Source organism: Mycobacterium sp., assembly GCF_019247615.1.
Lineage (GTDB): Bacteria > Actinomycetota > Actinomycetes > Mycobacteriales > Mycobacteriaceae > Mycobacterium.
The window spans coordinates 1-21,765 of record NZ_JAFBAT010000222.1; the positions used below are offsets into that span (position 1 = coordinate 1).

General features: G+C 64.7%; 17 protein-coding genes. 6 read left to right on the top strand and 11 right to left on the bottom strand.

Going from position 1 to position 21,765, the window contains the following annotated elements:
• A partial coding sequence (locus tag JO059_RS15250) for a Stf0 family sulfotransferase (protein ID WP_293320111.1) occupies positions 1-605 on the top strand: 605 nt, incomplete at its 5' end.
• Here JO059_RS15250 and JO059_RS15255 read toward each other — a convergent pair.
• From JO059_RS15255 to JO059_RS15265, 3 genes are all read right to left on the bottom strand, one after another.
• Entirely contained in the window at positions 580-3,432 is a 2,853-nt protein-coding gene (locus tag JO059_RS15255; RefSeq protein ID WP_293320151.1) for an RND family transporter, read from the bottom strand. The genes JO059_RS15250 and JO059_RS15255 overlap by 26 nt on opposite strands.
• A complete protein-coding gene (locus tag JO059_RS15260; protein ID WP_293320113.1) occupies positions 3,429-3,872 on the bottom strand; it encodes an MmpS family transport accessory protein in 444 nt (147 codons plus the stop codon). Before JO059_RS15260 ends, JO059_RS15255 begins: the two co-directional genes overlap by 4 nt.
• Positions 3,873-4,041: 169 nt before the next feature.
• Positions 4,042-4,479, bottom strand: coding sequence for a hypothetical protein (locus JO059_RS15265; RefSeq protein WP_293320115.1), 438 nt, complete (start codon positions 4,477-4,479; stop codon positions 4,042-4,044).
• Positions 4,480-4,822: 343 nt separating this feature from the next.
• Between JO059_RS15265 and JO059_RS15270 the strand changes: the two genes are divergently transcribed.
• Complete coding sequence (locus JO059_RS15270) at positions 4,823-6,310, top strand: PE-PPE domain-containing protein (RefSeq protein WP_293320117.1); 1,488 nt, start codon at positions 4,823-4,825, stop codon at positions 6,308-6,310.
• Between the two features lie 6 nt (positions 6,311-6,316).
• Here the strand turns inward: JO059_RS15270 and JO059_RS15275 are convergent, their stop codons facing one another.
• Complete coding sequence (locus JO059_RS15275; RefSeq protein WP_293320119.1) at positions 6,317-6,922, bottom strand: hypothetical protein; 606 nt, start codon at positions 6,920-6,922, stop codon at positions 6,317-6,319.
• A 37-nt stretch (positions 6,923-6,959) separates the two neighbouring features.
• Positions 6,960-9,446 carry a glycogen/starch/alpha-glucan phosphorylase gene (locus tag JO059_RS15280; RefSeq protein WP_293320153.1) on the bottom strand — a complete coding sequence of 829 codons (2,487 nt, stop codon included), beginning with the start codon at positions 9,444-9,446 and terminating at the stop codon, positions 6,960-6,962.
• A gap of 279 nt (positions 9,447-9,725) precedes the next feature.
• On the opposite strand from JO059_RS15280, the gene JO059_RS15285 reads away from it, so the two are divergent.
• A complete protein-coding gene (locus tag JO059_RS15285) occupies positions 9,726-10,442 on the top strand; it encodes an alpha/beta hydrolase (RefSeq protein ID WP_293320121.1) in 717 nt (238 codons plus the stop codon).
• Here JO059_RS15285 and JO059_RS15290 read toward each other — a convergent pair.
• Positions 10,432-11,130 carry a C39 family peptidase gene (locus JO059_RS15290; protein ID WP_293320123.1) on the bottom strand — a complete coding sequence of 233 codons (699 nt, stop codon included), beginning with the start codon at positions 11,128-11,130 and terminating at the stop codon, positions 10,432-10,434. The genes JO059_RS15285 and JO059_RS15290 overlap by 11 nt on opposite strands.
• Before the next feature lie 119 nt (positions 11,131-11,249).
• Between JO059_RS15290 and JO059_RS15295 the strand changes: the two genes are divergently transcribed.
• The 3 genes from JO059_RS15295 to JO059_RS15305 all read left to right on the top strand — a co-directional run bounded on the left by JO059_RS15295 (position 11,250) and on the right by JO059_RS15305 (position 13,518).
• A complete protein-coding gene (locus JO059_RS15295) occupies positions 11,250-11,687 on the top strand; it encodes a DoxX family protein (protein WP_293320125.1) in 438 nt (145 codons plus the stop codon).
• 87 nt (positions 11,688-11,774) lie between these two features.
• A complete protein-coding gene (locus JO059_RS15300) occupies positions 11,775-12,548 on the top strand; it encodes an SDR family NAD(P)-dependent oxidoreductase (protein WP_293320155.1) in 774 nt (257 codons plus the stop codon).
• A gap of 4 nt (positions 12,549-12,552) precedes the next feature.
• On the top strand, positions 12,553-13,518 hold the full coding sequence (locus JO059_RS15305) for a phosphotransferase family protein (RefSeq protein ID WP_293320127.1): 966 nt from the start codon (positions 12,553-12,555) through the stop codon (positions 13,516-13,518).
• A 466-nt stretch (positions 13,519-13,984) separates the two neighbouring features.
• On the opposite strand, the gene JO059_RS15310 is transcribed toward JO059_RS15305, so the two are convergent.
• From JO059_RS15310 to JO059_RS15330, 5 genes are all read right to left on the bottom strand, one after another.
• Entirely contained in the window at positions 13,985-15,280 is a 1,296-nt protein-coding gene (locus JO059_RS15310) for an acyl-CoA dehydrogenase family protein (RefSeq protein ID WP_293320129.1), read from the bottom strand.
• Between the two features lie 21 nt (positions 15,281-15,301).
• Positions 15,302-16,084: an enoyl-CoA hydratase/isomerase family protein gene (locus JO059_RS15315; protein WP_293320131.1), complete on the bottom strand. Its 783-nt coding sequence runs from the start codon at positions 16,082-16,084 to the stop codon at positions 15,302-15,304.
• A 99-nt stretch (positions 16,085-16,183) separates the two neighbouring features.
• Positions 16,184-17,695, bottom strand: a complete 1,512-nt coding sequence (locus JO059_RS15320) for an Hsp70 family protein (protein WP_293320133.1) — start codon at positions 17,693-17,695, stop codon at positions 16,184-16,186.
• Between the two features lie 9 nt (positions 17,696-17,704).
• A complete protein-coding gene (locus JO059_RS15325) occupies positions 17,705-19,969 on the bottom strand; it encodes a carbon starvation CstA family protein (RefSeq protein ID WP_293320135.1) in 2,265 nt (754 codons plus the stop codon).
• 201 nt (positions 19,970-20,170) lie between these two features.
• A complete protein-coding gene (locus tag JO059_RS15330) occupies positions 20,171-21,700 on the bottom strand; it encodes an ATP-dependent DNA ligase (protein ID WP_293320137.1) in 1,530 nt (509 codons plus the stop codon).
• Between the last annotated feature and the right edge of the window lie 65 nt (positions 21,701-21,765).

The following is a 21,765-nucleotide window of genomic DNA, read 5'->3' on the forward strand; positions in this document are numbered from 1 at the left end:
ACGGTGTCCGGGGGATCAAGATTCATTGGCGGCATGTCGAGTCGCTTGCCGGAGCCCTGGGTGTGCGTGGCGATCCGGGGGCGGTCCTCGAGATGCTGTTTCCCGCAGCGGTTTTCGTCAACATCGTCCGTGCCGATCGGCGCGCACAGGCGATTTCGCTGTTTCGTGCCGAAACGACGGGCGAGTGGTTTCGTTCTTCCGGCTCGTCGAGGAGCGTGCGCCCGTGGGGGCTCTACCTGGGCCGGCCCACGTCCGGCGAGCCGGCGGTCGACCTCACCGGCGTCGCGCCGACATACGAGCAGATCATCGACATCGAGCGGACTCTCGACGCGGAACAGGCCGCGTGGTCGAAATTCTTCGCAAGCCGGCGAGCCGAGGTTCTGACCGTCGGGTATGAAAACCTCGACGCGAATTATCGCGGTGAGATCGCGCGCGTCTTGCGATTTCTCGGTGCCGATCCCGCGCATGCGGCCGACTTGGCAAAACCCCCGCTTGAGCGGCAATCCGACCACATCAACGAACGCTGGCGGCAGCTAATCGACGAGGAGCACCGACACAAGTCGGCGGCGACGTCATCCGCTAGGCCTGCGCGCCGCGTGCAGTGAGGGCTATCTGTGGCAGCGGGCGAGAGCGCACCAGCGTCGGCCACCAGAACCACGGTCCCAGGATTCGCACGATGCATGGCACGACGAACGAACGCACGATCAGCGTGTCGAGCAGTAGGCCGATGCACACGGTCGAACCGACCTGACCGATAGTGCGCAGATCGCTGGTGAGCATCGCCAGCATGGTGAATGCGAACACCAAGCCCGCGGAAGTCACCACGCCGCCCGTGCTCCCCAGCGCGCGGATGAGGCCGGTGTTTATCCCGGCGTGCAGTTCTTCTTTGACGCGGAGGATCAGGAGGAGGTTATAGTCCGAACCCACCGCGACCAGGATGATGAACGTCAGCGGCAATATCAGCCAGTGCAGGGGCAGGCCGATGAGATGCTGCCATACGAGTATCGAGAGACCGAAGGCTCCGGCGTAGGAGAACGCCACGGTGCCGGGGATGATCAACGCGGCCATCAGACTTCTCGTGAGGAACAACATGATCAGGAAGATCAGCACGAAGGCGGCGATTCCCACGATGAGCAGATCGGACGCGGCGTATTGCTTGATGTCCATGTTGGTTGATCCCGAGCCGCCGATATAAACTCGCGCGCCGGCCAGCGAAGTCTCTTTGAGCGCAACGGTTATCGCCGTTGGGAACTGTTCGACATGCTGCACGCCTTCCGGGCCATTGGCGTCCCCCTCGTGGGTGACGATGATCCGAGCGGCCTTTCCGTCCGGCGACATCAGCAGTTGCATACCGGTCTTGACGTCGTCGTTGTCGAAACCCTCCCGTGGGATATAGAAAAAGTCGTCGCTGCGCGACTGGTCGAAGTCGAGCCCCACATTGACCTGGTCGTTGAAGGTCTGGTCGGTCTGTGAGGACTGCAGAGACGACTGGCCGTAGCTACTGACTAAGAGCGCGGCCAACGACTCCTGGTCGTCGGCGGTGAGCTTCAGCTGCGTTATTACCTGCGGCAAGATCTTGTCCATGGCCTCGAGGGAGGTCTTTGCGTCCGTGATGTCGTCGGCCAATTTGTCGACGTTGTCGAGCGCATCGAACAGCGATCTGAATGCCCAGCAAATTGGAATATCGAAACAGTGCCTCTCCCAATAGAAATAGCTCTTGATCGGGCGGAAAAAATCGTCGACATTTGAGATTTCCTGGTTCATCTCGGCGGTGATCCTCTGCAGATCCTCGACGGTAAGAACGGTCTTGTGCAACTCATCGGACATGTTTTGGAAATAGACGATCTCTTGCCGCAAGACCTCGACGGAGTGCGTCGTGATCTGTGCCTGCTGGTCCGTATTGGCGTTTTGCTGTTTGGTGAACGGGAGCTGTTGACCGCTGCCACTGCCTTGCGTGGTGAACAGGTAAGGGAGGGTGGCGTGTTCCAACGGCCGACCCAAAGGCCTGGTGATGCTTTGCACCATCGCAACGCCGGGAAGGCGAATGAGAGCCTTGGCCACCCGGTCCAGCGAAACGAAGTCGGCCGAGTTCCGCATATCGTGATCCGTCTCGACCATCAGCATCTCGGAAAACAGCTTGCTTTTCGGGAAGTGCCGATCCGCCGCCGAGAAGCCCAGATTGGCGGGCGAATTGTGCGGCTGATATTGACGATCGTCGTAGTTCTGCCGGTATGTCGGCACGAAAACCGCCCCGAACACGACGGCGGCCGCACTGGCCGCGAGGACCGGCACCGGCCAGCGGACCACGCTCGTGCCGATCCGCCGATACAGCTGCGCCTTGGCCGCCCGTCTCGGGTCGAAAAGCCCGAAGAGGCTGCCCACTGTCAGGAACGCAGGGCCGAGCGTCAGGGCTGCCGCGATGGTGAACAACATGGTGATGGCGACGGCGGGGCCCATGGTGTGGAAGTAGTTGAGTCTCGCAAAAGTCAAGCAGTAACAAGCCCCTGCAATCGTCAGCCCGGAGCCGAGAATGACCGGGGTGACACTCTTGTATGCGGTGTAGAACGCCTGCTCTCTGCCCTCACCGTCCTGTCGCGCCTCGTGATAGCGGCCCATCAAGAAGATGCCGTAATCCGTGCCCGCCCCGAGGGTCAGCGCGACGACGATGTTCACGGCGAATGACGAGAGCTCGATGTACCCGAGGTGCCCGAGGGTTGCGATAATCCCTTTCGCGACGAGCATTTCGAACAGAACGCCGGCCAGGGGCACGAACAGCGTGACGATGGAGCGGTACACCAGGAGCAACATCCCGACGATGAGGAAGATTGTCACGATCGTGATGTCGTTCAAGCTTGAATTCGCAATGGCGACCGTGTCGGAAGCGAGCGGAGCGGCGCCGCTCACATAGACCTTCAACCCAGCCGGGGGTGCGTCCTTGGCGACGATGTCCCGGACGGCTGCAACCGACTCGTTCGCTTGCATTTGGCCGATGTCGCCGGCAAGCCGCAACAGCACGTACGTGCACTTGCCGTCGAGGCTCTGCGCCCCCGCCGCGGTGATCGGCTTCCCCCACAGATCCATGACGTACTGCACGTGCTTGGGGTCTTGCTTGAGCCTGCGAACCAAATCGTCGTAGTACCTATGGTCCATGTCGCCCAACGGCCGGTCGGCTTCCAACACGAGCATCGCCAAGCTCGTCGAATTGGACTCGTGGAACTTCGCACCGATGGCCAGCAACGCCCGCTGCGACGGCGCATAGTGCGGGACCACCGGCCCCGCGAGTTCCTCCGCGACCCGTTCCACCTGCGGCATAAAGGTGTTCGTCGACACGGCCAGAAGGCCCCAGAAGGCGATGATCGGAATGGCGAACGCGCGAACCATTCTGGGGACGACGGGCCTTTTCAGCCCTTGCTGCGCGTGCTGCTCGCTCATGCGGATTTCACCAGGCAGAAGACGTGCGCATCCGGATGGGTATCGGACTGTTCGGCGCGGACAACGCCGTTCACCAGCAGCCGGCAACCGACTTGACCACCACGGACCTGCGCGGAGATGCTGCCGGACACCACGGTAAGCGTGGTCGCCTCCGTGTGCGACCACGGCAGGCTCGTGAGATTGACCTGATGGGGATGCCCGTCGATGTCCACCCAGACGAGCATCCCGCCGTCGCCGACGGAGCCGGACAGCTCATAAGTGAGCCGTTTGATGTTGAACTCGGGCGGCGCCGCCGGGCTGTTGACGGTGATGACGGGTGGCGGATTGGAGAACTGGTGCACCTTCCACATGCCCACCGCACCCACCGCGATCGCAATGACGGCAACCAACGGCATCCAGACTCGCGCCAAGGCAGTCCTGCCGACTGAACGAGGGCTCATTCGATCACCTCTCGGAATCCGGCCGCGGATCTCAAGATTCCCCATATATCAAGATGATTGACATATGACGGGTAGAGGTTACCAGGACCGGGCGGCCGGCCGAACGCCAGGTGTGCGGACGTCATCACCAGGTGGGGCTAACCGCAGCGCGCCTCACGACGGTGCACCCTTACGACATCTTCCGGAGACGCCGTTTCAACCGCGCGCTGCGGAGAATCTGAGTCGTGAAGTTCATGGAGGCCAACATGGGGAACACGCCGAGAAATGTGCGCTCGGATGGCGTCGCGCCATGCAGGTGGTAAAGACTCCCAAACACGTAAAAGCAGCCCAGTGAGAACAAAGCGCCGGGGATGCAGAACGTCATCGGGGAGCTACGAGCGGCGAGTAGTTGCCTCGCATAATCCAGTTCCTCTGGCGACATGGGCTCGCGTTTCCGGATTTTCCGAGTAACGGCTTTCGCGCTACCTATTTCGTCGCTAATCGGAAGGGGTGTTCGGTCCTCCAGTCGTTTCACATGGACGGCGGCTATGGCAGCGAACACCATCGCCAGCGCGAGGGCGACGATCGTCACAAAACCGAACAGATTCGATCCCAGCGCCCTGGTCATTTGCTCCCCTACCGACGAAGCTCACGAAAACGCTACCGCACGCATTCGGCTCTGTGGGCGTCGAGCTCGCCGTGAAGGCTCGACGCGGGGACCTCAGTCGCTCGCCATCATGAACTCCGTTGTATATCAGCGTATTTCACCATATCGACCCCGACCAATCGTCGAGTTCCGCTCGTGGTAACGATGTGGCACGTGTTGTTCTGATGGCGCGTATCGCCGGACCACCCGTCTCCGCCAATTCGGCCAAACGTGTCTCAGCCTTCCCGGTTGTTGTCAAGAATGCTTCAGGGGATGTTCGCGACGGGATCTCGGCGACTCTTCGGGGACGGTCAGAGGAGAATAAATGCAGGTCATTCCTGAACAGGTGGCGGCGGCGGCGGCCGATGTCGGCAACATCGGCGCCAGGCTCGAAGCAGCCAACGCCGTCGCCGCCCTGCCGACCGGCAGCATCGTGCCCGCCGCGGCCGACGAGGTCAGCGCAGCCATCACCGCAGTGTTCAACAACCAGGCGACCGTCTTTCGCGGGTTGACGGCCCAGGCAACAACGTTCCATCAGCGGTTCACGCAACTGCTGAGCGCCGCCTTTACCGCCTACACGCAGACCGAGCAGGCCGCGCTGCAGGCGCTACGCAACCTGATCAGCGAGGTGGAATCACCGCTCAGCTCGTTCTTCGCGCAAAACGAAATGGCAACTGCTCCCACGAGCGTCCCGCCGCTGATCGTGCCGCAGAACTCGTCGGTGGCGATCATCGTCGGCGGCACCACCTTTCCCCTGCCCAATTCGCAGTACGTCAGTTCGATCATGACGAACTACCTCAACAATCCCAGGCTCTCACCATTGACCGGCGCACTGGGGCAGTCGATTTATACGCCGGAGCAGTTCTGGCCGTTCACCCCGCAACTCGGGAATCTGACGCTTGGCCAGTCCACGGCGCGGGGCATGCAGTTGCTCAACAACGCCATCAACACCGAACTCTCGGCGGGCAACAAGGTGGTCGTCTACGGCACCTCACAAGGTGCACTGATCGCCACCAACGAGATCCGCAGTTACATGGCCATGCCCAATCCGCCGGATCCCGGCAAGCTGTCGTTCTTTCTGACCGGTAACCCGGGCACCCCCGACGGGGGCTTCTTCGAACGATTCCCCGGCTTTTACATCCCGTTCTGGGATGTGCTGCTCAACGGTGCGACGCCACCCAATTCGCCGTATCCCACGGTGATCTTCACCAACCAATACGACATGGTGGGCAACTTCCCGCGGTACGTGCTGAACCCGGTCAGCGATGCGAACGCTGTCGTGGGGTTCCTCCTGTTTCACGGGCCGCACGACTATGTCGACCTGACGCCAACACAGGTCGCCACCGCCGTTCAATTGCCGACGTCGCCCGGCTACGCGGGTTCTACCACCTACTACTACCGGCTGACCCAGGACCTGCCGCTGGTCACGCCGCTGCGCTCGCTGCCGGCACCGTTCGGCAACGCGCTGGCCGACCTGTTGCAGCCGGATCTGCGGGTGCTGGTCGACATGGGGTATGGGTCCGGGGAGTACGCCAACATCCCCACCCCCGCCAGCCTCATCGAACTGCCCGACCCCTTCACGATCGTGCCGGATCTGGCATACGGGGCGGTTCAGGGGCCGCAGGCGGCACTGGTGGATCTCGGGGTGCTGCCCCAATCGATGTCGCCGACCGGCTATCCGTTCAATCCGGCCTTCGATCCCCACCTCAACTTCCCGTTGCCCCAGTCGCCGGTCAACGAGGTCTCGCTCATGACCGGGTTCGAGGGCCGGTTGATGCGCACGTTGGGGCTGATCCCCAGTTGGGACAGCTGAGCCGCCTCAGGCGATGTAGCCGCGGGGCAACACCGAGAAGTCAACGCAAGCCGCGGCCAGCACGTCACCCAATTGGGGAGCGACCGGCGCCCCGAGTTGCAGCAAGGCCCCGGCCGATGGCGCCTTCAGGCTGGTGACGTTGGAGTCGAACAGCAGCCGGAAGGCCTCCTCTTCGATATCCCGCCAACCGATGTGGGCCCTCATCAGGGTGAGGACACCGAGTTCGTCGCCGGCGGGCGACGCCAGTCGATGACGCCAGGCGCTATCGGCCTTTAAACCGCGGTGCGGCTCTACCACCGCCAAGACGGTGCCGCCACCGCTTTCGATCCGCGCGGCCCCGTCGGCCGGCACGATTCTTCCCACCGGAGTGTTCTGGTTGGTGATGGTCGTGGTTGCAGCCACAGCGATCCGGAATTCCTCACCCGCTGCGCTGGTCAGGGTGTAGTCGCTTTTGCCCCCGTTTTTGAACCCGAACAACACTGCCGCGCCGCCCTTTTGCTGAGCGCGCGCCAATTCCGTGCCGTCGGGCGTGGTGAGCTGGACACGTAATGCGTTGGACGTCGACCTCGATACCCGCGCTACGACGGCAGTTGCATCCCCAATGATCGGCATGCCGGGATCGTACCGTGCAGGGCTTCCCGTCGAGAGCTCACATCTTCACGGTCAGCGGCCAGACGTTCCAGATCTCGTCGCAGTATTCGGTGATGGCGCGGTCCGACGAAAACTTGCCGCTGCGTGCGGTATTCAGGATCGACATCTTCGTCCAGGAATCCTTTTCCTGCCATGCGGCGCTCACCCGCTCCTGGCAGTCCACGTATGACGCGAAGTCAGCGCACACCAGAAAGGGGTCGTCGTAGCGGAGGTTGTCCACCAGCGGACGAAACACCTCGGTGTCGCCGTGTGAGAACGTGCCGCCGGCAATCAGATCCAGCACCGCACGCAGCTCGTCGTTATCGTCGATGTAGTCGCCCGGGCGATACCCCTTCGACTTGACCGCCTCGACCTCCTGCTCGGTGAGACCGAACAGGAAGAAGTTCTCCGGCCCAACCTCCTCGCGCATCTCAACGTTCGCCCCGTCGAGCGTCCCGATGGTCAGGGCACCATTGATCATGAACTTCATGTTCCCGGTGCCCGATGCTTCCTTACCGGCGGTGGAGATCTGCTCGGACAAATTTGCCGCCGGGTAGATCAAGTGTGCGTTCTGCACGTTGAAGTTCGGCACGAACGCCAGCTTCAAGAACCTGTTGACCTCCGGGTCGGCGTTGACTGTCTCCCCGACGGCGTTGATCAGCTTGATGATCCGCTTGGCCAGGAAGTACCCGGGGGCGGCCTTGCCGCCAAATATGAACGCGCGCGGCGGAATTGAGAGCCCCGGGTTCTGCTTGAGTCGATGGTACAGCGTGACGATGTGCAATACGTTGAGATGCTGCCGTTTGTATTCGTGGATTCGCTTGACCTGGACGTCGAACATCCAATCGGGATTCAGCTCGACACCCGTGACCGAGCGGATGTACTTGGCAAGCCGCGCCTTGTTGTTGCGTTTGATGTCGCGCCATTCCTGACGGAAGGCGGCATCTTCGACAAACGGCTCCAGGCAGCGCAGGCGTTCCAGGTCGGTGAGCCAGCCCTCCCCGATGGTGCGGTCCAACAACTCCCGCAGTCCGGGGTTGGCCAGCGCAAGGAAGCGACGTGGCGTCACGCCATTGGTCTTGTTGCTGAACCGCTCCGGCCACATCTCGTAAAAGTCATGCAGGACAGTGGATTTCAACAGCGCGGAGTGCAGCGCTGCTACGCCGTTGATGGCGTGGCTGCCGACGGTCGCAAGATGGGCCATCCGTATGTGCTTGCCGCCGTCCTCGCCGATGAGCGACATCCGGCGAACCCGATCCTCGTCGCCGGGGAACCGGGAACGCACCTCGTCGAGGAAGCGGCGGTTGATCTCGTAGATGATCTCGAGGTGGCGGGGCAGCGACTCGGCGAACATGTCCAGTGGCCATGTCTCCAGCGCCTCGGGCAGCAGCGTGTGGTTGGTGTAGCCGAACGTCGCGACCGTAATGTCCCACGCCTCCTCCCAGTCCAGCTGGCGCTCGTCGACCAACAACCGCATCAGCTCGGCCACCCCGATCGAAGGATGAGTGTCGTTGAGCTGCAGGGCAAATCGCTGGGGAAGTTCCCTCACGGACACGTCGGCGAGGTCGTCCATGATGTGCAGCACGTGCTGCAGCGAGCACGATACGAAGAAGTACTGCTGCAGTAGGCGGAGCTGCTTACCGGCCTCCGGCTCGTCGTTGGGATAGAGCACCTTGGTGACGGTCTCCGATGCGACCTCGTCCTCGACGGCCCCGTAGTAATCGCCGACGTTGAACGCTTCCAACGCCAACGACTTGACCGCACGGGCGCTCCACAACGTCAGCACATTGCAGGTGTTGACCCCGTAACCCTGGATGGGCGTGTCGTAGGCAACGCCTTTCAGGACCCGCTTGGGCACCCACTGGACGCGGTCACGGCCGGCCTCGTCTGTGTCGTGCGCGACATACCCGCCCCACTTGACCAAGTAGTTGACATCGGGTTTGGCTATCTCCCAAGGGTTTCCGTGGTCCAGCCAGTTATCGGTCTGCTCGACCTGCCAGCCGTCGTGGATCTCCTGGTCGAAGATGCCGAATTCGTAGCGGATGCCGTAGCCGATCGCCGGTCGCTCGAGAGTGGCCAGCGAGTCCAGGTAGCACGCGGCGAGCCTGCCCAGGCCGCCGTTGCCCAGCCCCGGTTCCTCCTCGCAGGCCAGCACCGTGTCCAGATTTTGGCCCATCGCCGCCAGCGCTTCCCGCGCCGCCCCCTCCATGCGCAGGTTCAGCAGGTTGTTGCCCAGCTGCGGACCCATCAGGAATTCGGCCGACAGGTAGCAGGTCACCTTCCGGCCGAGGTCCAGTGACGTCTGCGTCGACGCCACCCGACGGTCCTGCATGCGGTCGCGCACGGCAAGCGCGAGCGCCCGGTAGTAATGCTCGGGTCGCCGGGCGGCGGCCGGGCGTCCGATCGAATAGCGCAGGTGATCGTTGATTGCCCGCTGTAGCGCGGCCGCACTCATCCCGGTGCGGGAGTGCTCGACCAGGTCGGCCCGCGTGGGGGTTTGGGACATGCTGTCGGACGGTGTCTGCTCGACATCGGTCATCGTGAGTCCTACTCCCTGCAGATGATGGCAGCACGGTACCAATTTGCCCGGCGCGGCGCAGGCCGTCAGTGTGCCAGCGGTGTTTGCACATCAGGCGCGCAATTGACGTCCGCCACGTGAACTAACGCCCACGTATGCATGACGAAACGGCCATGATGGCTCATCCGGGTCGCACTGGCTTCAATCGAGCGCCACCGGTCTCAATGTGTGGGGCTGCGACGGCATGGTTTCGAATAGATTCCGGCCATGTGGGATGTCGACGGGCGCTGCATCTTCGCGGCGGAAGCCGGCAGCGGGGAGCCCGTGCTGCTCTTGCACGGCTACCCGCAGAGCGGATCCTGCTGGCGCCACCAGATCGCGTCACTTGCCGGCGGCCACCACGTCGTGGCACCGGACTGGCCGGGCTTCGGCCGGTCCGATTCGCCAGCGACAGTGCCGACCTATGACAACGAGATCGATCGAATCGAGCGACTCGTACAGCGGTTGGGATGGGAACGATTCAACCTGTGCGCGCACGATTACGGCGGCTTCATCGCGCTCGGTTACGTCATCCGCCATCCGCGTCGAGTGCTGCGGCTCGCTCTGCTCAACACCCGTGCGCATGGCGTTTTCCGGCCGTGGTTCTACCGGTTTTCCGCGAAGCACCTGCCGTTGTACTTGGGTTGGATGAGCACGCCACAAGGCAGGCGCACGTTTTGGGAGTTCTTCGCCCACTACCCGGTGCCCGCCGTACCGTGGCTGGCGGAAGGACTCGCGGCGATACGGTGCCCCGTTTCGGTCATATGGAGCGACCGCGATCCCTTTATACCGTTTAACACCGCGCGCGAACTGGCCGACCGTATTCCGCACGCAAGCCTGACCCGCTTGCGTGGCGCCGGCCATTACATCATGGAGGAGCGCCCCCGCGAGGTGACCGACGCTGTCTTAAGCCTGCTCAGTATGGCTCCCGTCGCTAGTCGGTGACGGTCATCTGCTCGTCGCTGCTAGCCCACGATTTGGCGAAGATACCGAGCGGTACTCGCTCGTCGCGGCCTGCCTCGTCGCCGCTGTCGTTGAGATGCACGATCCCGGCACCGGTGTCGATACCGGTTACCACGACGGCGTGGTTGGCCTCGGGTTGCCCGTCCGGGGTCTTGTCTTCCACCGGCTCGCGCCAGATCAGTTCGGCATTCACCCCCACGATCACCCGGCGGCCCTCGGCCAGATCCTGTTGAAGCGCTGCCATGCCCGTGGGGACACCGGTCTTCGCGGCGCTTGACTTGCCCGTACTGACGGCGTGGATGCCGTAGTGCGCGAGCAGCGCCGGTTCATCGTCGAACGAAGTCCCGCTGCCCGACTTGTGCTTCTTGGGCTTGGCGTAGATCGGTCCGGGATGCACGGTGCTGGGGGTTGACTGGGCCAGCTTGACGACGGCCTGCTCGGAAGGCCGGTGACCGGTCAACTGACCGACCACGTCGGCGACCGACGCCTCCACGCAGTCGTCGTCGTATTCCTGGTAGCGCCAGAACGGGGCGGCCGCGGCCGGGTCGCCGTAAAGCGTGGGCGCGCCGCCGGTCGGATCGGATGGACCGGGGGCGGCATTCGCGGTGCCGGCTGCAAGAGCCAAGGCCAGCGCCAGCGCGGGCGCGGCCCTGACGCTGATGCCGACCATGGCGTGTCCTTCTTCGAGAAGCCCCCGGTGCCTGACTGCATTTCTGTGTAGAGCGTCATTTCGTTACGGGCCGCAGGCGGCGAATGTCCCAACCGGGCGGCGACCGTAACGTGTGCGCCATGACGACGACCCTCGACAATCGCATCGCCCGCTTCACGCCAGCCGTGCTGAGCCTGTTCCGTTTGGTCTACGGCCTGCTATTCGCCGGGTGCGGGTCGCTGGCCGTATTCGGCTGGCCCGTCCATCCCGCACACCCCGTCGCGTTCGGAGCGTGGCCCGGCTGGTATGCCGGCGTGATCGAACTCGTCGCGGGATTGCTGATCGCAGTTGGGTTGTTCACCCGCGCAGCTGCGTTCATTGCCTCCGGGGAAATGGCGGTCGCTTATTTCTGGATGCATCAACCGCGAGCGCTCTGGCCGATGGCTGAGCCACCGGCGGGCAACGGTGGGCTCTTGGCGATACTTTTCTGCTTCGGTTTCTTCCTGCTCGTTTTCACCGGCGGGGGAAGCTATTCGGTCGACGCTCTACGCGGGAGGCTTTCGACCGATCGTCGATAATGGCATTCTCTAGAACGGAGAAGCGGTTTTCGCCCCAGTGCGGTCCCGAGGAGGTCGATGGTGAGCGCTGATGCGCGGTGTGACGGCATGGTGGCTCTGGTCACCGGGAGCAGCCGAGGGCTGGGGAAGGCCATCGCCGCACGGTTGGCCGCGCGCGGTGCCACCGTGGCCCTGACCGCGCGAACCATGGATCCCGATCCCAAGTACTCAGGATCGCTGAGCCAGACCCGTGACGAGATCGTGGCCGACGGCGGTCGAGCGGTCGCCGTTGCGGCCGACCTGTCGCAATCCGAGGAACGCGCAAGGCTTTTCGCCGAGGTGGCGAGCGCCGTAGGCGCACCCGACATCCTGGTCAACAACGCAGCGGTCACCTTTTTGCGACCCCTGGACGGGTTTCCCGAACGGCGGGCCCGGTTGATGATGGAAATGCACGTCCTGGGTCCGTTGCAGTTGAGCCAGTTGGCGATTCCCGCGATGCGCGAGAGGGGAAGGGGCTGGATCCTGAACCTGACTTCGGTGGGCGGTGACCTGCCAACCGGGCCGCCGTTCTCCGAGTTCGACCGGACCGCGGGCTTCGGCATCTACGGCACCGTCAAGGCCGCGCTCAACCGGCTGACCAAAAGCCTTGCCGCCGAACTCTACGACGACGGCATCGCCGTCAACGCGGCGGCTCCGTCCAACCCCGTGGCCACCCCGGGCGCCGGAGCCCTGGATCTGGCCAAGACCGACACCGAGGACATCGAGCTGATCACCGAGACCGCCTTCCGGTTGTGCACGGGTGACCCGAAGACGCTGACCGGGCGTATCGCTCACACCCAGGTCTTCCTGGCCGAGGTCGGCTGGCCGAACGCTGCCCGCTGACTGGATGAGCATCGTCGAGCTGGACCTGGACGAGCTGCGGCGGCGCCTCGCGGGCGCCGGCGTCACCGACGTCGCCCCGCTGGCCGGCGGCGCGTCAAGCCTGACGCTTCGGGGCGAGCGGGGCGGACGGCGGGTCGTTGTCAAAGTCGCTCCCCCCGGCGTCGAGCCGGTCGCGCACCGCGACGTGCTGCGGCAGGCCCGCATCATCAAAGCGCTTGCCGCGACACGAGTTCCGGTTCCCGAGGTACTGTGGCAAGACTTGGGAGATCCTCCGCGCAGACCGCCGATGTTCGTCATGTCCTGGGTCGAAGGCGACTGCGTCGAGCCGCTTTTCGACGGTTGCCCAACGGGTTTGGCTTCGCTCGGCCGGTACCGCAATGCGTGCCGTGCGATGGCCGCGCTGCACGGGCTGTCGCCGACCGAATTGGGTCTGGCCGGTGAACTGGTCGTCGATCCGGTTGCGGAGGTCCGGCGCTGGGGCGAGACGCTACGGACCGTCGATGCGGCGCTGGTGCCCGGGTGGCGAGGCGTGGGCGATGCTCTGTTGGCTTGTGCACCAACGGGTATGAGGCCGAGTGTGGTGCACGGTGACTTCCGGTTGGGCAACCTGGTAGCCGTCGGCGCCCACATCAACGCGGTGATCGACTGGGAGATCTGGTCGATCGGTGATCCGCGTATCGACGTCGGCTGGTTCCTGATCAACTGCGATCCGGACACCTACCAACGCGTTCCGGCCTCGGCCGGTATTGCGCCGCCGGCCACGGAACTCGTTCAGATTTACCAGCGGCAGCTGGGCCGCGAGGTCGCCGACCTGGCCTGGTTCACCGCGCTGGCCTGCTTCAAGTCGGCGGCGACGTGGTCGCTGATCATGAAGCACAACCGCCGAAGCCGGGCTCCGCGAGAAGAATTGGAAGCGATGGCGCCCGCGCTGCCCAAATTGATCGAGCGCGCCCGGTCGATGCTTGAATAGCGTTGGGTCAGCGGCACCGCACGAACAGATTCTGGCAATACATTCCCGCGCCGCTCCAGGCGAGCGACGGGCCGCCCTCGTCGGCCGGATCGACGGAGAACGCGGGAGTCTCCGTAGTGATCAAGTCGACGATCCCAGGCCACGCTTGTGAAACGGGTCGGAATCCGCGTTCGCAACGTCCGCGCTGGCGGCGAGCGCGGTCACGCTCATCGCGCCGGGAAGCAATAGACGTTTCATCGCCGCCCCCTCAGTCGTCCGCTCATCCTAGCGGTCCGGCAAACAAAGCGATACAGGATTCTCGAGCGCACCGGCGGTACTGTCGCAGATCAGTTACGAATGCGAAACGACTTTCGCCGGTTGATCGCAAATTCGACAACGCGATTGGCGTTGCGGCTACGGTTTCGCGCGTGAGGCCGATAGCCGTGGTCGTCTCGTATGTCGGTGTTACCAAAGCGGTTTGATGCCGTCAGCCGCGGGGAATGTCCGCGAGCTTGTCCGCGAACTTCACCTCCGCGGCCTCGCGGAGCCGCAGCAGGTGTTCGGAGGGAAACAAATCGGGCGCCGGAGCGCGATCTTTCAGCAACAGCCGGGCCAGCGTCACCTTGTGAACTTCGGTTGGGCCGTCGGCAAGACCGAGCACGAAGGACTCCACCAGGTACTGCACGAATGGCATCTCGTGTGTTGTGCCCAGCGATCCGTGCAGCTGCAGCGCCCGCGACGACACGTCGTGTAGCACCTTCTGCATCATCGCCTTGACCGCCGAGATGTCGGCGCGCACCGCGTGATAGTCGTTGAATTGGTCTATCTTCCAAGCGGTTTGAAGGGTCAGCAGACGAAACGCCTCGATCTCCATCCACGAGTCGGCGACCATCTCCTGGACCAGTTGCTTGTTGGCCAGGACCTCCCCCTGGGTGTAGCGCGACACCGCGCGCTCACAGATCATGTCGAAGATGCGGCGGACCAACCCCACCGTGCGCATCGCGTGATGAATTCGCCCGCCGCCGAGCCGGGTTTGGGCGACGACGAAAGCCCCGCCCCGCGGGCCCAGCATGTGGTCGGCGGGCACTCGGACGTTTTCGTAGCGGACGTAACCCTCACGCCCGCCCCCTAATGGCTGATATCCCAGCCCGACGTCGCGCAGCAAGTTGATGCCCGGGGTGTCGCCTGGCACTACGAACATCGAGTAGCGCTCATAGGGTGGGGCCTCGGGGTCGGTCATCGCCATCACGATGAAAAACGATGCCATCGAGGCAAATGAGGAAAACCACTTCTCCCCGTTGATGATCCAGTGGTCGCCGTCGGCCACGGCGGTGGTGCGGAACACTTTCGGGTCGGCGCCGCCCTGCGGTTCGGTCATCGAGAAGCAGGACACGATGCGGTTGTCCAGCAGCGGCTCGAGGTAGCGCGCCTTGAGTTCGGGCGTGCCGTAATGCGCCAGAATTTCGCTGTTGCCGGAATCGGGTGCCTGCGAGCCAAAGACGATCGGTGCGCATTCCGAGCGGCCCAGGATCTCGTTGAGCAGCGCCAGCTTCACCTGCCCGTGGCCGGGACCACCCAGATGTGGTCCGAGGTGGGTGGCCCACAGGCCCCGCTGTTTGACGATCTCTTGCAGCGGGGGGATCAGGGCCTGCCGCACCGGGTCGTTTAGGTCGTGAGACTCCTTGACCAGCAAGTCGATTGGCTCGCACTCGCCGCGGACGAACTCTGCGACCCACTCCAGTTGTTCGGCCCACTGTGGGTCGGTCGAGAAGTCCCACGACATCCGGTTGTCCTCTCGCTCTGGTTACCGCGACCACTTCGTCCGGAGTGCCGCCGCTTCGTCGGTCGCGTGTGAGATCACCTGGTTGCGGTTCTCCAGTTCCAGGGCCGACGTGAGGTTCGCGGCGTCGGTGTTGAACTGCAGCGCACGCTTTGTCAGCTGGACGCCCAGGGGGGCGAGGCCCGCGATCAGCGACGCCAACTCGACGGCGCGATCGGCCAACCGATCGGCTTCGACCAGTTCGCTGACCAGACCGCGCCGGTCGGCTTCGGCGGCCGACACCGTGCGCCCGGTGAGCATCCAGTCGGCCGCGACGCTGGTTCCGACGATGCGGGGCAGGTGGTAACTGATCCCCATCTCGGCGCCGGACAGGCCGAGGAGGATGGCCGCGTTACCGAATGATGCTGCTGTGGAACAGATTCGGATGTCAGCAGCCAGGCACAACGCCAGTCCGGCGCCGACGCACGGACCATTGATCGCGGCGATGATCGGTTGCGGCACACGACGCACCGCCTCCGCAAGCGCCGCCATCTTCTCCTGGAAGCGCATGCGGTCCATCGCGGGGGCGGTGGCCTGCGGCACGTCAGGCCCGAAGTCCCGAAGATCGATGCCCGCGCAGAAGCCGCGCCCGGCGCCCGTGAGAACAACGGCATGCACGGACCGATCGTCGGTCAGATCCTGCAGGGCCCGACCCAGTTCGGTCTGCATGGCTTCGTTGATCGCGTTGAGGCGCTCCGGGCGGTTGAGACGCACCACGACGACGCCGTCGCTCGGCCGGTCCAACTCCAGCGTGCTCGGCATGGACACGATCGTAATGGGTCTCTCATTCTTTTCTCCCCGTCCAACGTCGACTTGATGAGCCATCCCGGCGCGATCCGGCGCAACGACTCGACGTTCGCCGGCGAACTATGACGCGGACCGCTCCAACCGGAACGTGCGCTGGAAGCCGGTCGGTTTCGTCGTCAGCGTCACTTCGACCGCGCCGCTGGGCGCCACGACGTAGCGCTCCTCGACATCTGGCCCGTCCGTCCACCGGCCAACCGGTTGGCGCCCGAGGTCCTCGCGGTCGTAGAGCGCCGGGTCGAAGGGGAAGAGGACCGGGTCGTAAGGCGTCACGTCGCCGTCGGGACGGCCGTTGACGAGGCGGCTGCACTCCACGAACCGGAAGTGCCCGATGTTGTGCGCCGCCCGGTAGGTTCGCCTGACCACGAGCGGGGATTGGTCGTCGGCCGGCAGCGAGGCGTCCTTGCACACTATCGGGTCGAACACCACGCCCGCGCCGGCCTCCGCCTCGCGGAAGACGCCGAAATTGCGCGAAAAGCGCTCGGACAGAGCAAATCCGGCTTCCTTATCCAGGAAGACGGCCAGCCCGATGGCGGTCGCGGCGAACGGGTGCGGCGAGCGCTTCACCCGCTTATCGCCGAAGGTCGTGCGCAACATCCGCGGAACCAGGGGGAACGCTCCGGCGCCCCCCACGACGTAGATGCCCGCCACCTCCGACCACGTCACGTCCCTGCCGTCCGCAGCGGGTTCACTCAGGACGCGACCGAGCAATCCGGTCGTCTTGTCGACGAGCGGCGCGCATGCCGAGTAGACGTCATCTATCGCGCACGAGAATGGAGGGCGGTCCACGGCGGACAGGTCGACCAGAAAGCGACGGGTCTGCGGACCGATGCCCTCCTTGCGGGCGACGCACTCCTCCCTCAACAGTTCGCGGGTGGCGGGGTCCAGATCTTGCAGGTTCGACTGAGCCAGAACGAGTTCGAGGATCGCCTCGTCGAAGTCGTCACCGCCGAGGCGCTGGATGCCCTCGCTGATCACGACCTCGTGCGCGTGGCCGGTCATCTTCAGCAGCGAGGCGTCGAACGTGCCCCCGCCGAGGTCGTAGACCAGCACGTACTCGCGCTTGGCGGTGATGGTCGAGCGGTACCGGTGGGCGTATTCCAGGCTGGCGGCCGATGGCTCGTTCAGCAGCGCGACGACGTGGAAACCCGCCGCCACGAAGGCGTCCAGGGTCACGAGTCGCTGCGCGCTCGAGGCGTTGGCCGGCACGCTGATCGCGGCCTCGACAGCCTCGCCCGGCGCCAGTCCGGCGTTCGAACGACGCTGCAGGTCGTTTTTCAGCCGGCACAGAAAGCCCGTGAGCAGGTCGGCCAGCCGGTGGTCATGCCCAGCCAGGTGCACCTGGGTCTGCGGTCCGGCGTCGGTCAGCAGCCGTTTGAACGATCGCAGCACCGACCAGCCCGGTTCGTGGCGAACGGCGGCGGCATCGACACCGAATCGCAATTCCCCGGCTGGGTTGGCCGCGATGATCGAGGGCCACGTGTCGACTCCCTCGAAGGAGACAACCGGATAGTTGCCCCTGTCGACGGCGGCAACAACGGTGTGGGTGGTGCCGAAGTCGATACCGACTCGCATCGCGCAATTTTATGACTGCATCGGGGATCTCGGCACGACCTTGACACCCGGCGCGTCCCACTGTCGTTGCAGTTCTCGCTCCACGGCGGTGGCTACCAGACCAGAAGGCGCAAACCGTTTCGACGGGACGGGGTCGTCCTCGCTCAGCGGCCTGCCCGCACCGCGAATCGTCCTGACCGCAACGACGACTCCGGCGGCGAACACGACGACGACGACGAACGCGAACAGAATCGACAGCGTGCCCTGGATGAAGGTGTTCCTGATGACGTCGTCGAGCTGATGGGTGCTCTTGGCCGAACCAAACGCCGTCTTCCCCGCATTTTTGGCCGCCAGATACTGATAGTGCTGAGTCCAATAGCCGACCGCAGGGTCAGGAGAGAAGATCTTCTGCCACGACGCGGTCAACGTGACGGCGAGATCCCACAGCAGCGGAATCCCGGGGATCCAGGCCCATTTCAGCAGGCCCTTCTTGATGACCACCACGGTGACGACCGTCAGCGCGATGGCCGCGAGGAGTTGGTTCGCAATGCCGAACAGCGGGAAGAGCGTGTTGATACCACCCAGCGGATCGGTCACGCCCATCAGCAGTGTGCTGCCCCACGCGGCGACCACGGCCACGCTGCAGACCCAGACACCCGGGCGCCAGCTCGGGCTCCGGAGCCTGGCCAGTGGGCCCCCGAGGTTAGCCAGCGCGTCGGAGAGCATGAAGCGATTCACCCGGGTCCCCGCGTCGACGGTGGTCAGGATGAACAGCGCCTCGAACATGATCGCGAAGTGGTACCAGAACGCCTTCAGCCCGGCGCCGCCGAACACCCGCTGCAGCACCTCCGACATGCCGAACGCCAGCGTCGGTGCTCCGCCGGTGCGCGACACGATGGACTTCTCGCCGACGCTGGTGGCGGCCTGGTTGATCTGGTCGGCGGTGGTCGGCGCGCCGGACAGGCGCAACTTGTTGACGTAGTCCGCGGCGGTGGCCGCGGTGCCGCCGGTCTGCGCGGCGGGCGCATTGAGGGTGAAGTACAGGTGCTGGTTGATGATCGACGCCGTGATCAACGCCATGACCGCCACGAAGGACTCGGTGAGCATGCCGCCGTAGCCGATCAGCCGCATCTGGCCTTCCTTCTCCAGCAGCTTCGGCGTCGTTCCGGACGAGATCAGCGAGTGAAAGCCGGACAGTGCACCGCACGCGACGGTGATGAACAGGAACGGGAACAGCGAGCCGGCGAACACCGGACCGTTGCCCCTCGTGGCGAACTCGGAGATCGCGGGGGCCTGCATTTCCGGCCGCGCGACGCAGATGCCGATGGCGATCAGCCCGACGGCGCCGACCTTCATGAAGGTTGACAGATAGTCGCGGGGCGCCAGCAGCAACCACACCGGCAGCACCGACGCGGCGAAACCGTAGATGATCAGACACCAGCACAGCGTCACCGGCGACAGGGTGAACCATGATGCGCCCCAAGATGTTTCGGCCACCCAGTTGCCGGAGGCAACCGCGAGCAGCAGCAGCGCGAAGCCGATCACCGATACTTCCGACACCCGCCCCGGACGCAGGAACCGCAGGTAGCAGCCCATGAACAGGGCAATCGGAATGGTCATCGCGATGGAGAACACCCCCCACGGGCTTTGCGCCAGTGCCTTCACCACGATCAGTGCCAGCACCGCGATCAGGATCACCATGATGACGAGGGCCCCGACCAGGGCGGCGGCCCCGCCCGCCGCGCCCAGCTCGTCGCGCGCCATCTGACCCAGAGAACGGCCGCGGCGCCGGGTGGAGATCCACAACACCAGATAGTCCTGCACACATCCGCCGAACACCGCGCCGACGACAATCCAGATGCTGGCCGGTAAGTAGCCCATCTGGGTGGCCAGCACCGGACCGACGAGTGGTCCGGCTCCGGCAATGGCCGCGAAATGGTGGCCGAACAACACACGACGGTCGGTGGGCACGTAGTCGGTGCCGTCGTCGAGAACCTCCGCCGGGGTGGCGTGATCGTCACGCGGCCGGACGATCTTCATCTCGATCAACCGGGCGTAGAACCGGTAGGCGATGATGTACGTGCAGATCGCGGCCACCACGAACCAGACCGCGTTCACCGTCTCACCCCGAAAGAACGCGATGATGGCCCACGCGACGGCGCCGATCACGGCTATCACCCCGAAGACGATCTTGTGCCGGGTCGCGATGGGGGAGCGGTCGATCACCGCCACGGGCGGCAGTTGGTCATCGGTGTGGATGTAGCTGACGTGCTTGTCGTGCTCCTTGAGTGCCACGGCGAAAACCCTACGCGACCCGATAATGCTTGTAGAAGCTTTGATCCGGGCGGTCCCCGACCGCGGCGTCGATGGTCATAACTCCACACGGCGCATTATGGTGAGCTGACGCCGTTGTGGCGTATTCGTGATCAGGACGACGGCGACCTGTAAAGCGCGATTCACCAGATCGTGGCCCGCCTGGCCGGGCACCGTGACGAATCAGTAGAGCGCTCGAACGGCGTCGATGGTGTCGGCCTCCGCTGGACTCTTGTCATCGCGGTAGCGCACCACCCGGGCAAAGCGCAGCGCCAACCCGCCGGGGTAGCGCGACGATTTCTGCACGCCGTCCAGGGCGATCTCGACCACCTGCTCGGGTCGCAGACGGACCACGTGACCTGTCATGTCACCGACGGCGAGTTCGCTGAAGCGCGCCGTCTGCCAGTCCAGCATGGCGTCGGTCATGCCCTTGAAAGTCTTTCCCACCATGACGAATTCACCGGTGACCGGATCTCGCGCGCCGAGGTGGATGTTGGAGAGTTTGCCGCGGCGCCGCCCGGATCCCCACTCGACCGCGAGTACCACCAGATCCAGCGTGTGCACCGGCTTGACCTTCAGCCAGCCCGCGCCGCGGCGGCCCGCGAGGTAGGGCGCATCCGGGGCTTTGGCCATCACTCCCTCGTGCCCGGCGGCGAGGGTGGCGTCCAGGAACGCGGCCGCCTCGGCGGGGTCCGACGTCGTCAGCCGGTCGACCCGGTGCGCGCGGGGCACCAACGCGTCGAGCGTGGTCAACCGCTCGGCGGTCGGGGCGTCGAGCAGATCGTGCCCGTCGTAATGCAGGATGTCGAAAAAGAACACCGAAAGAGGCTGTGCCGCAAGGGCGGACGGTACATCGACCGACCGGCCGAAGCGCGACGCGGTGAGCTGGAAGCGGTGCGGCCGGTTGTCGGGCCGCAGGGCGATGGCCTCGCCGTCGGCAATCAGGTCGGTGACCGGTAGCGTCAGCGTCGCCTCGACCACCTCGGGCAGCCGGGCGGTGACGTCGTCAAGGCTTCGGGTGTACACCGTGACCACGTCACCGGATCGGTGGATCTGGACCCGTGCCCCGTCCAGCTTCGCCTCGAAAATTGCTGTGCCGCCGTGTCTTTCGAGCGCGTCGGCCACGCCGGTCGCGGTCTGTGCCAGCATCGGGCTCACGGGCCGGCCCACGCGGAGGGTGAATGCGTCCAGCGCCTCCGCTCCGCCGGAGAGGCCAGCGACGGCGACCGCGGGCAGGTCCCCGCCGAGCATCGCGGCGCGTTGCACCGCGGCGGCCGGGATTCCCGTGGCACTGGCGACCGCGTCGGCCATGATCCCGGCCAACGCACCCTGGCGCAGTTCCCCGCCGAGCAGCCGCAGCAGGAAGGCCTGTTCGGTTTCCGTGGCTGCGGCGAACAACCCGGTGACGAGTTCGGCGCGCCTCGCCTGCGATCCTTTGCCCGACGCTGCGGCGATCCGCGAGAAGGTGGCGTCGACGCCGGTGACCGTCAGTGTCGGCTCCGGTGCCGGCGGCGGCTGGGAACGTAACGACGCCCAGCCGACGCCGATCTGTCGCTGGCGCAGTTCACCCGAGAGCCACGACACGATGATCGCGACCGCCTCGGGCACGGCGGCGGCGCGGCGCAGCAACTCGGCGATGTGCGCGACCTTGGTCAGCCGGGACGCGGTGCCGCCGACCTCCGCAGAGGTGGCCGCGACGTCGAAAAGTAGCACGGTTGTCAGCTTGGCACGGCGCGATGACAACCCCTCGGAGCGGACCAGCTGCCGTGCCTGCGTAA

Bases quoted from the DNA above. Each gene is read 5' to 3' on its own strand.
- JO059_RS15270 (WP_293320117.1), top strand. From the start codon at position 4,823: ATGCAGGTCATTCCTGAACAGGTGGCGGCGGCGGCGGCCGATGTCGGC.
- JO059_RS15260 (WP_293320113.1), bottom strand. From the start codon at position 3,872: ATGAGCCCTCGTTCAGTCGGCAGGACTGCCTTGGCGCGAGTCTGGATG.
- JO059_RS15285 (WP_293320121.1), top strand. From the start codon at position 9,726: ATGTGGGATGTCGACGGGCGCTGCATCTTCGCGGCGGAAGCCGGCAGC.
- JO059_RS15320 (WP_293320133.1), bottom strand. From the start codon at position 17,695: ATGCGAGTCGGTATCGACTTCGGCACCACCCACACCGTTGTTGCCGCC.
- JO059_RS15290 (WP_293320123.1), bottom strand. From the start codon at position 11,130: ATGGTCGGCATCAGCGTCAGGGCCGCGCCCGCGCTGGCGCTGGCCTTG.
- JO059_RS15310 (WP_293320129.1), bottom strand. From the start codon at position 15,280: ATGTCGTGGGACTTCTCGACCGACCCACAGTGGGCCGAACAACTGGAG.
- JO059_RS15265 (WP_293320115.1), bottom strand. From the start codon at position 4,479: ATGACCAGGGCGCTGGGATCGAATCTGTTCGGTTTTGTGACGATCGTC.
- JO059_RS15305 (WP_293320127.1), top strand. From the start codon at position 12,553: ATGAGCATCGTCGAGCTGGACCTGGACGAGCTGCGGCGGCGCCTCGCG.
- JO059_RS15300 (WP_293320155.1), top strand. From the start codon at position 11,775: ATGGTGGCTCTGGTCACCGGGAGCAGCCGAGGGCTGGGGAAGGCCATC.
- JO059_RS15295 (WP_293320125.1), top strand. From the start codon at position 11,250: ATGACGACGACCCTCGACAATCGCATCGCCCGCTTCACGCCAGCCGTG.
- JO059_RS15255 (WP_293320151.1), bottom strand. From the start codon at position 3,432: ATGAGCGAGCAGCACGCGCAGCAAGGGCTGAAAAGGCCCGTCGTCCCC.
- JO059_RS15275 (WP_293320119.1), bottom strand. From the start codon at position 6,922: ATGCCGATCATTGGGGATGCAACTGCCGTCGTAGCGCGGGTATCGAGG.
- JO059_RS15280 (WP_293320153.1), bottom strand. From the start codon at position 9,446: ATGTCCCAAACCCCCACGCGGGCCGACCTGGTCGAGCACTCCCGCACC.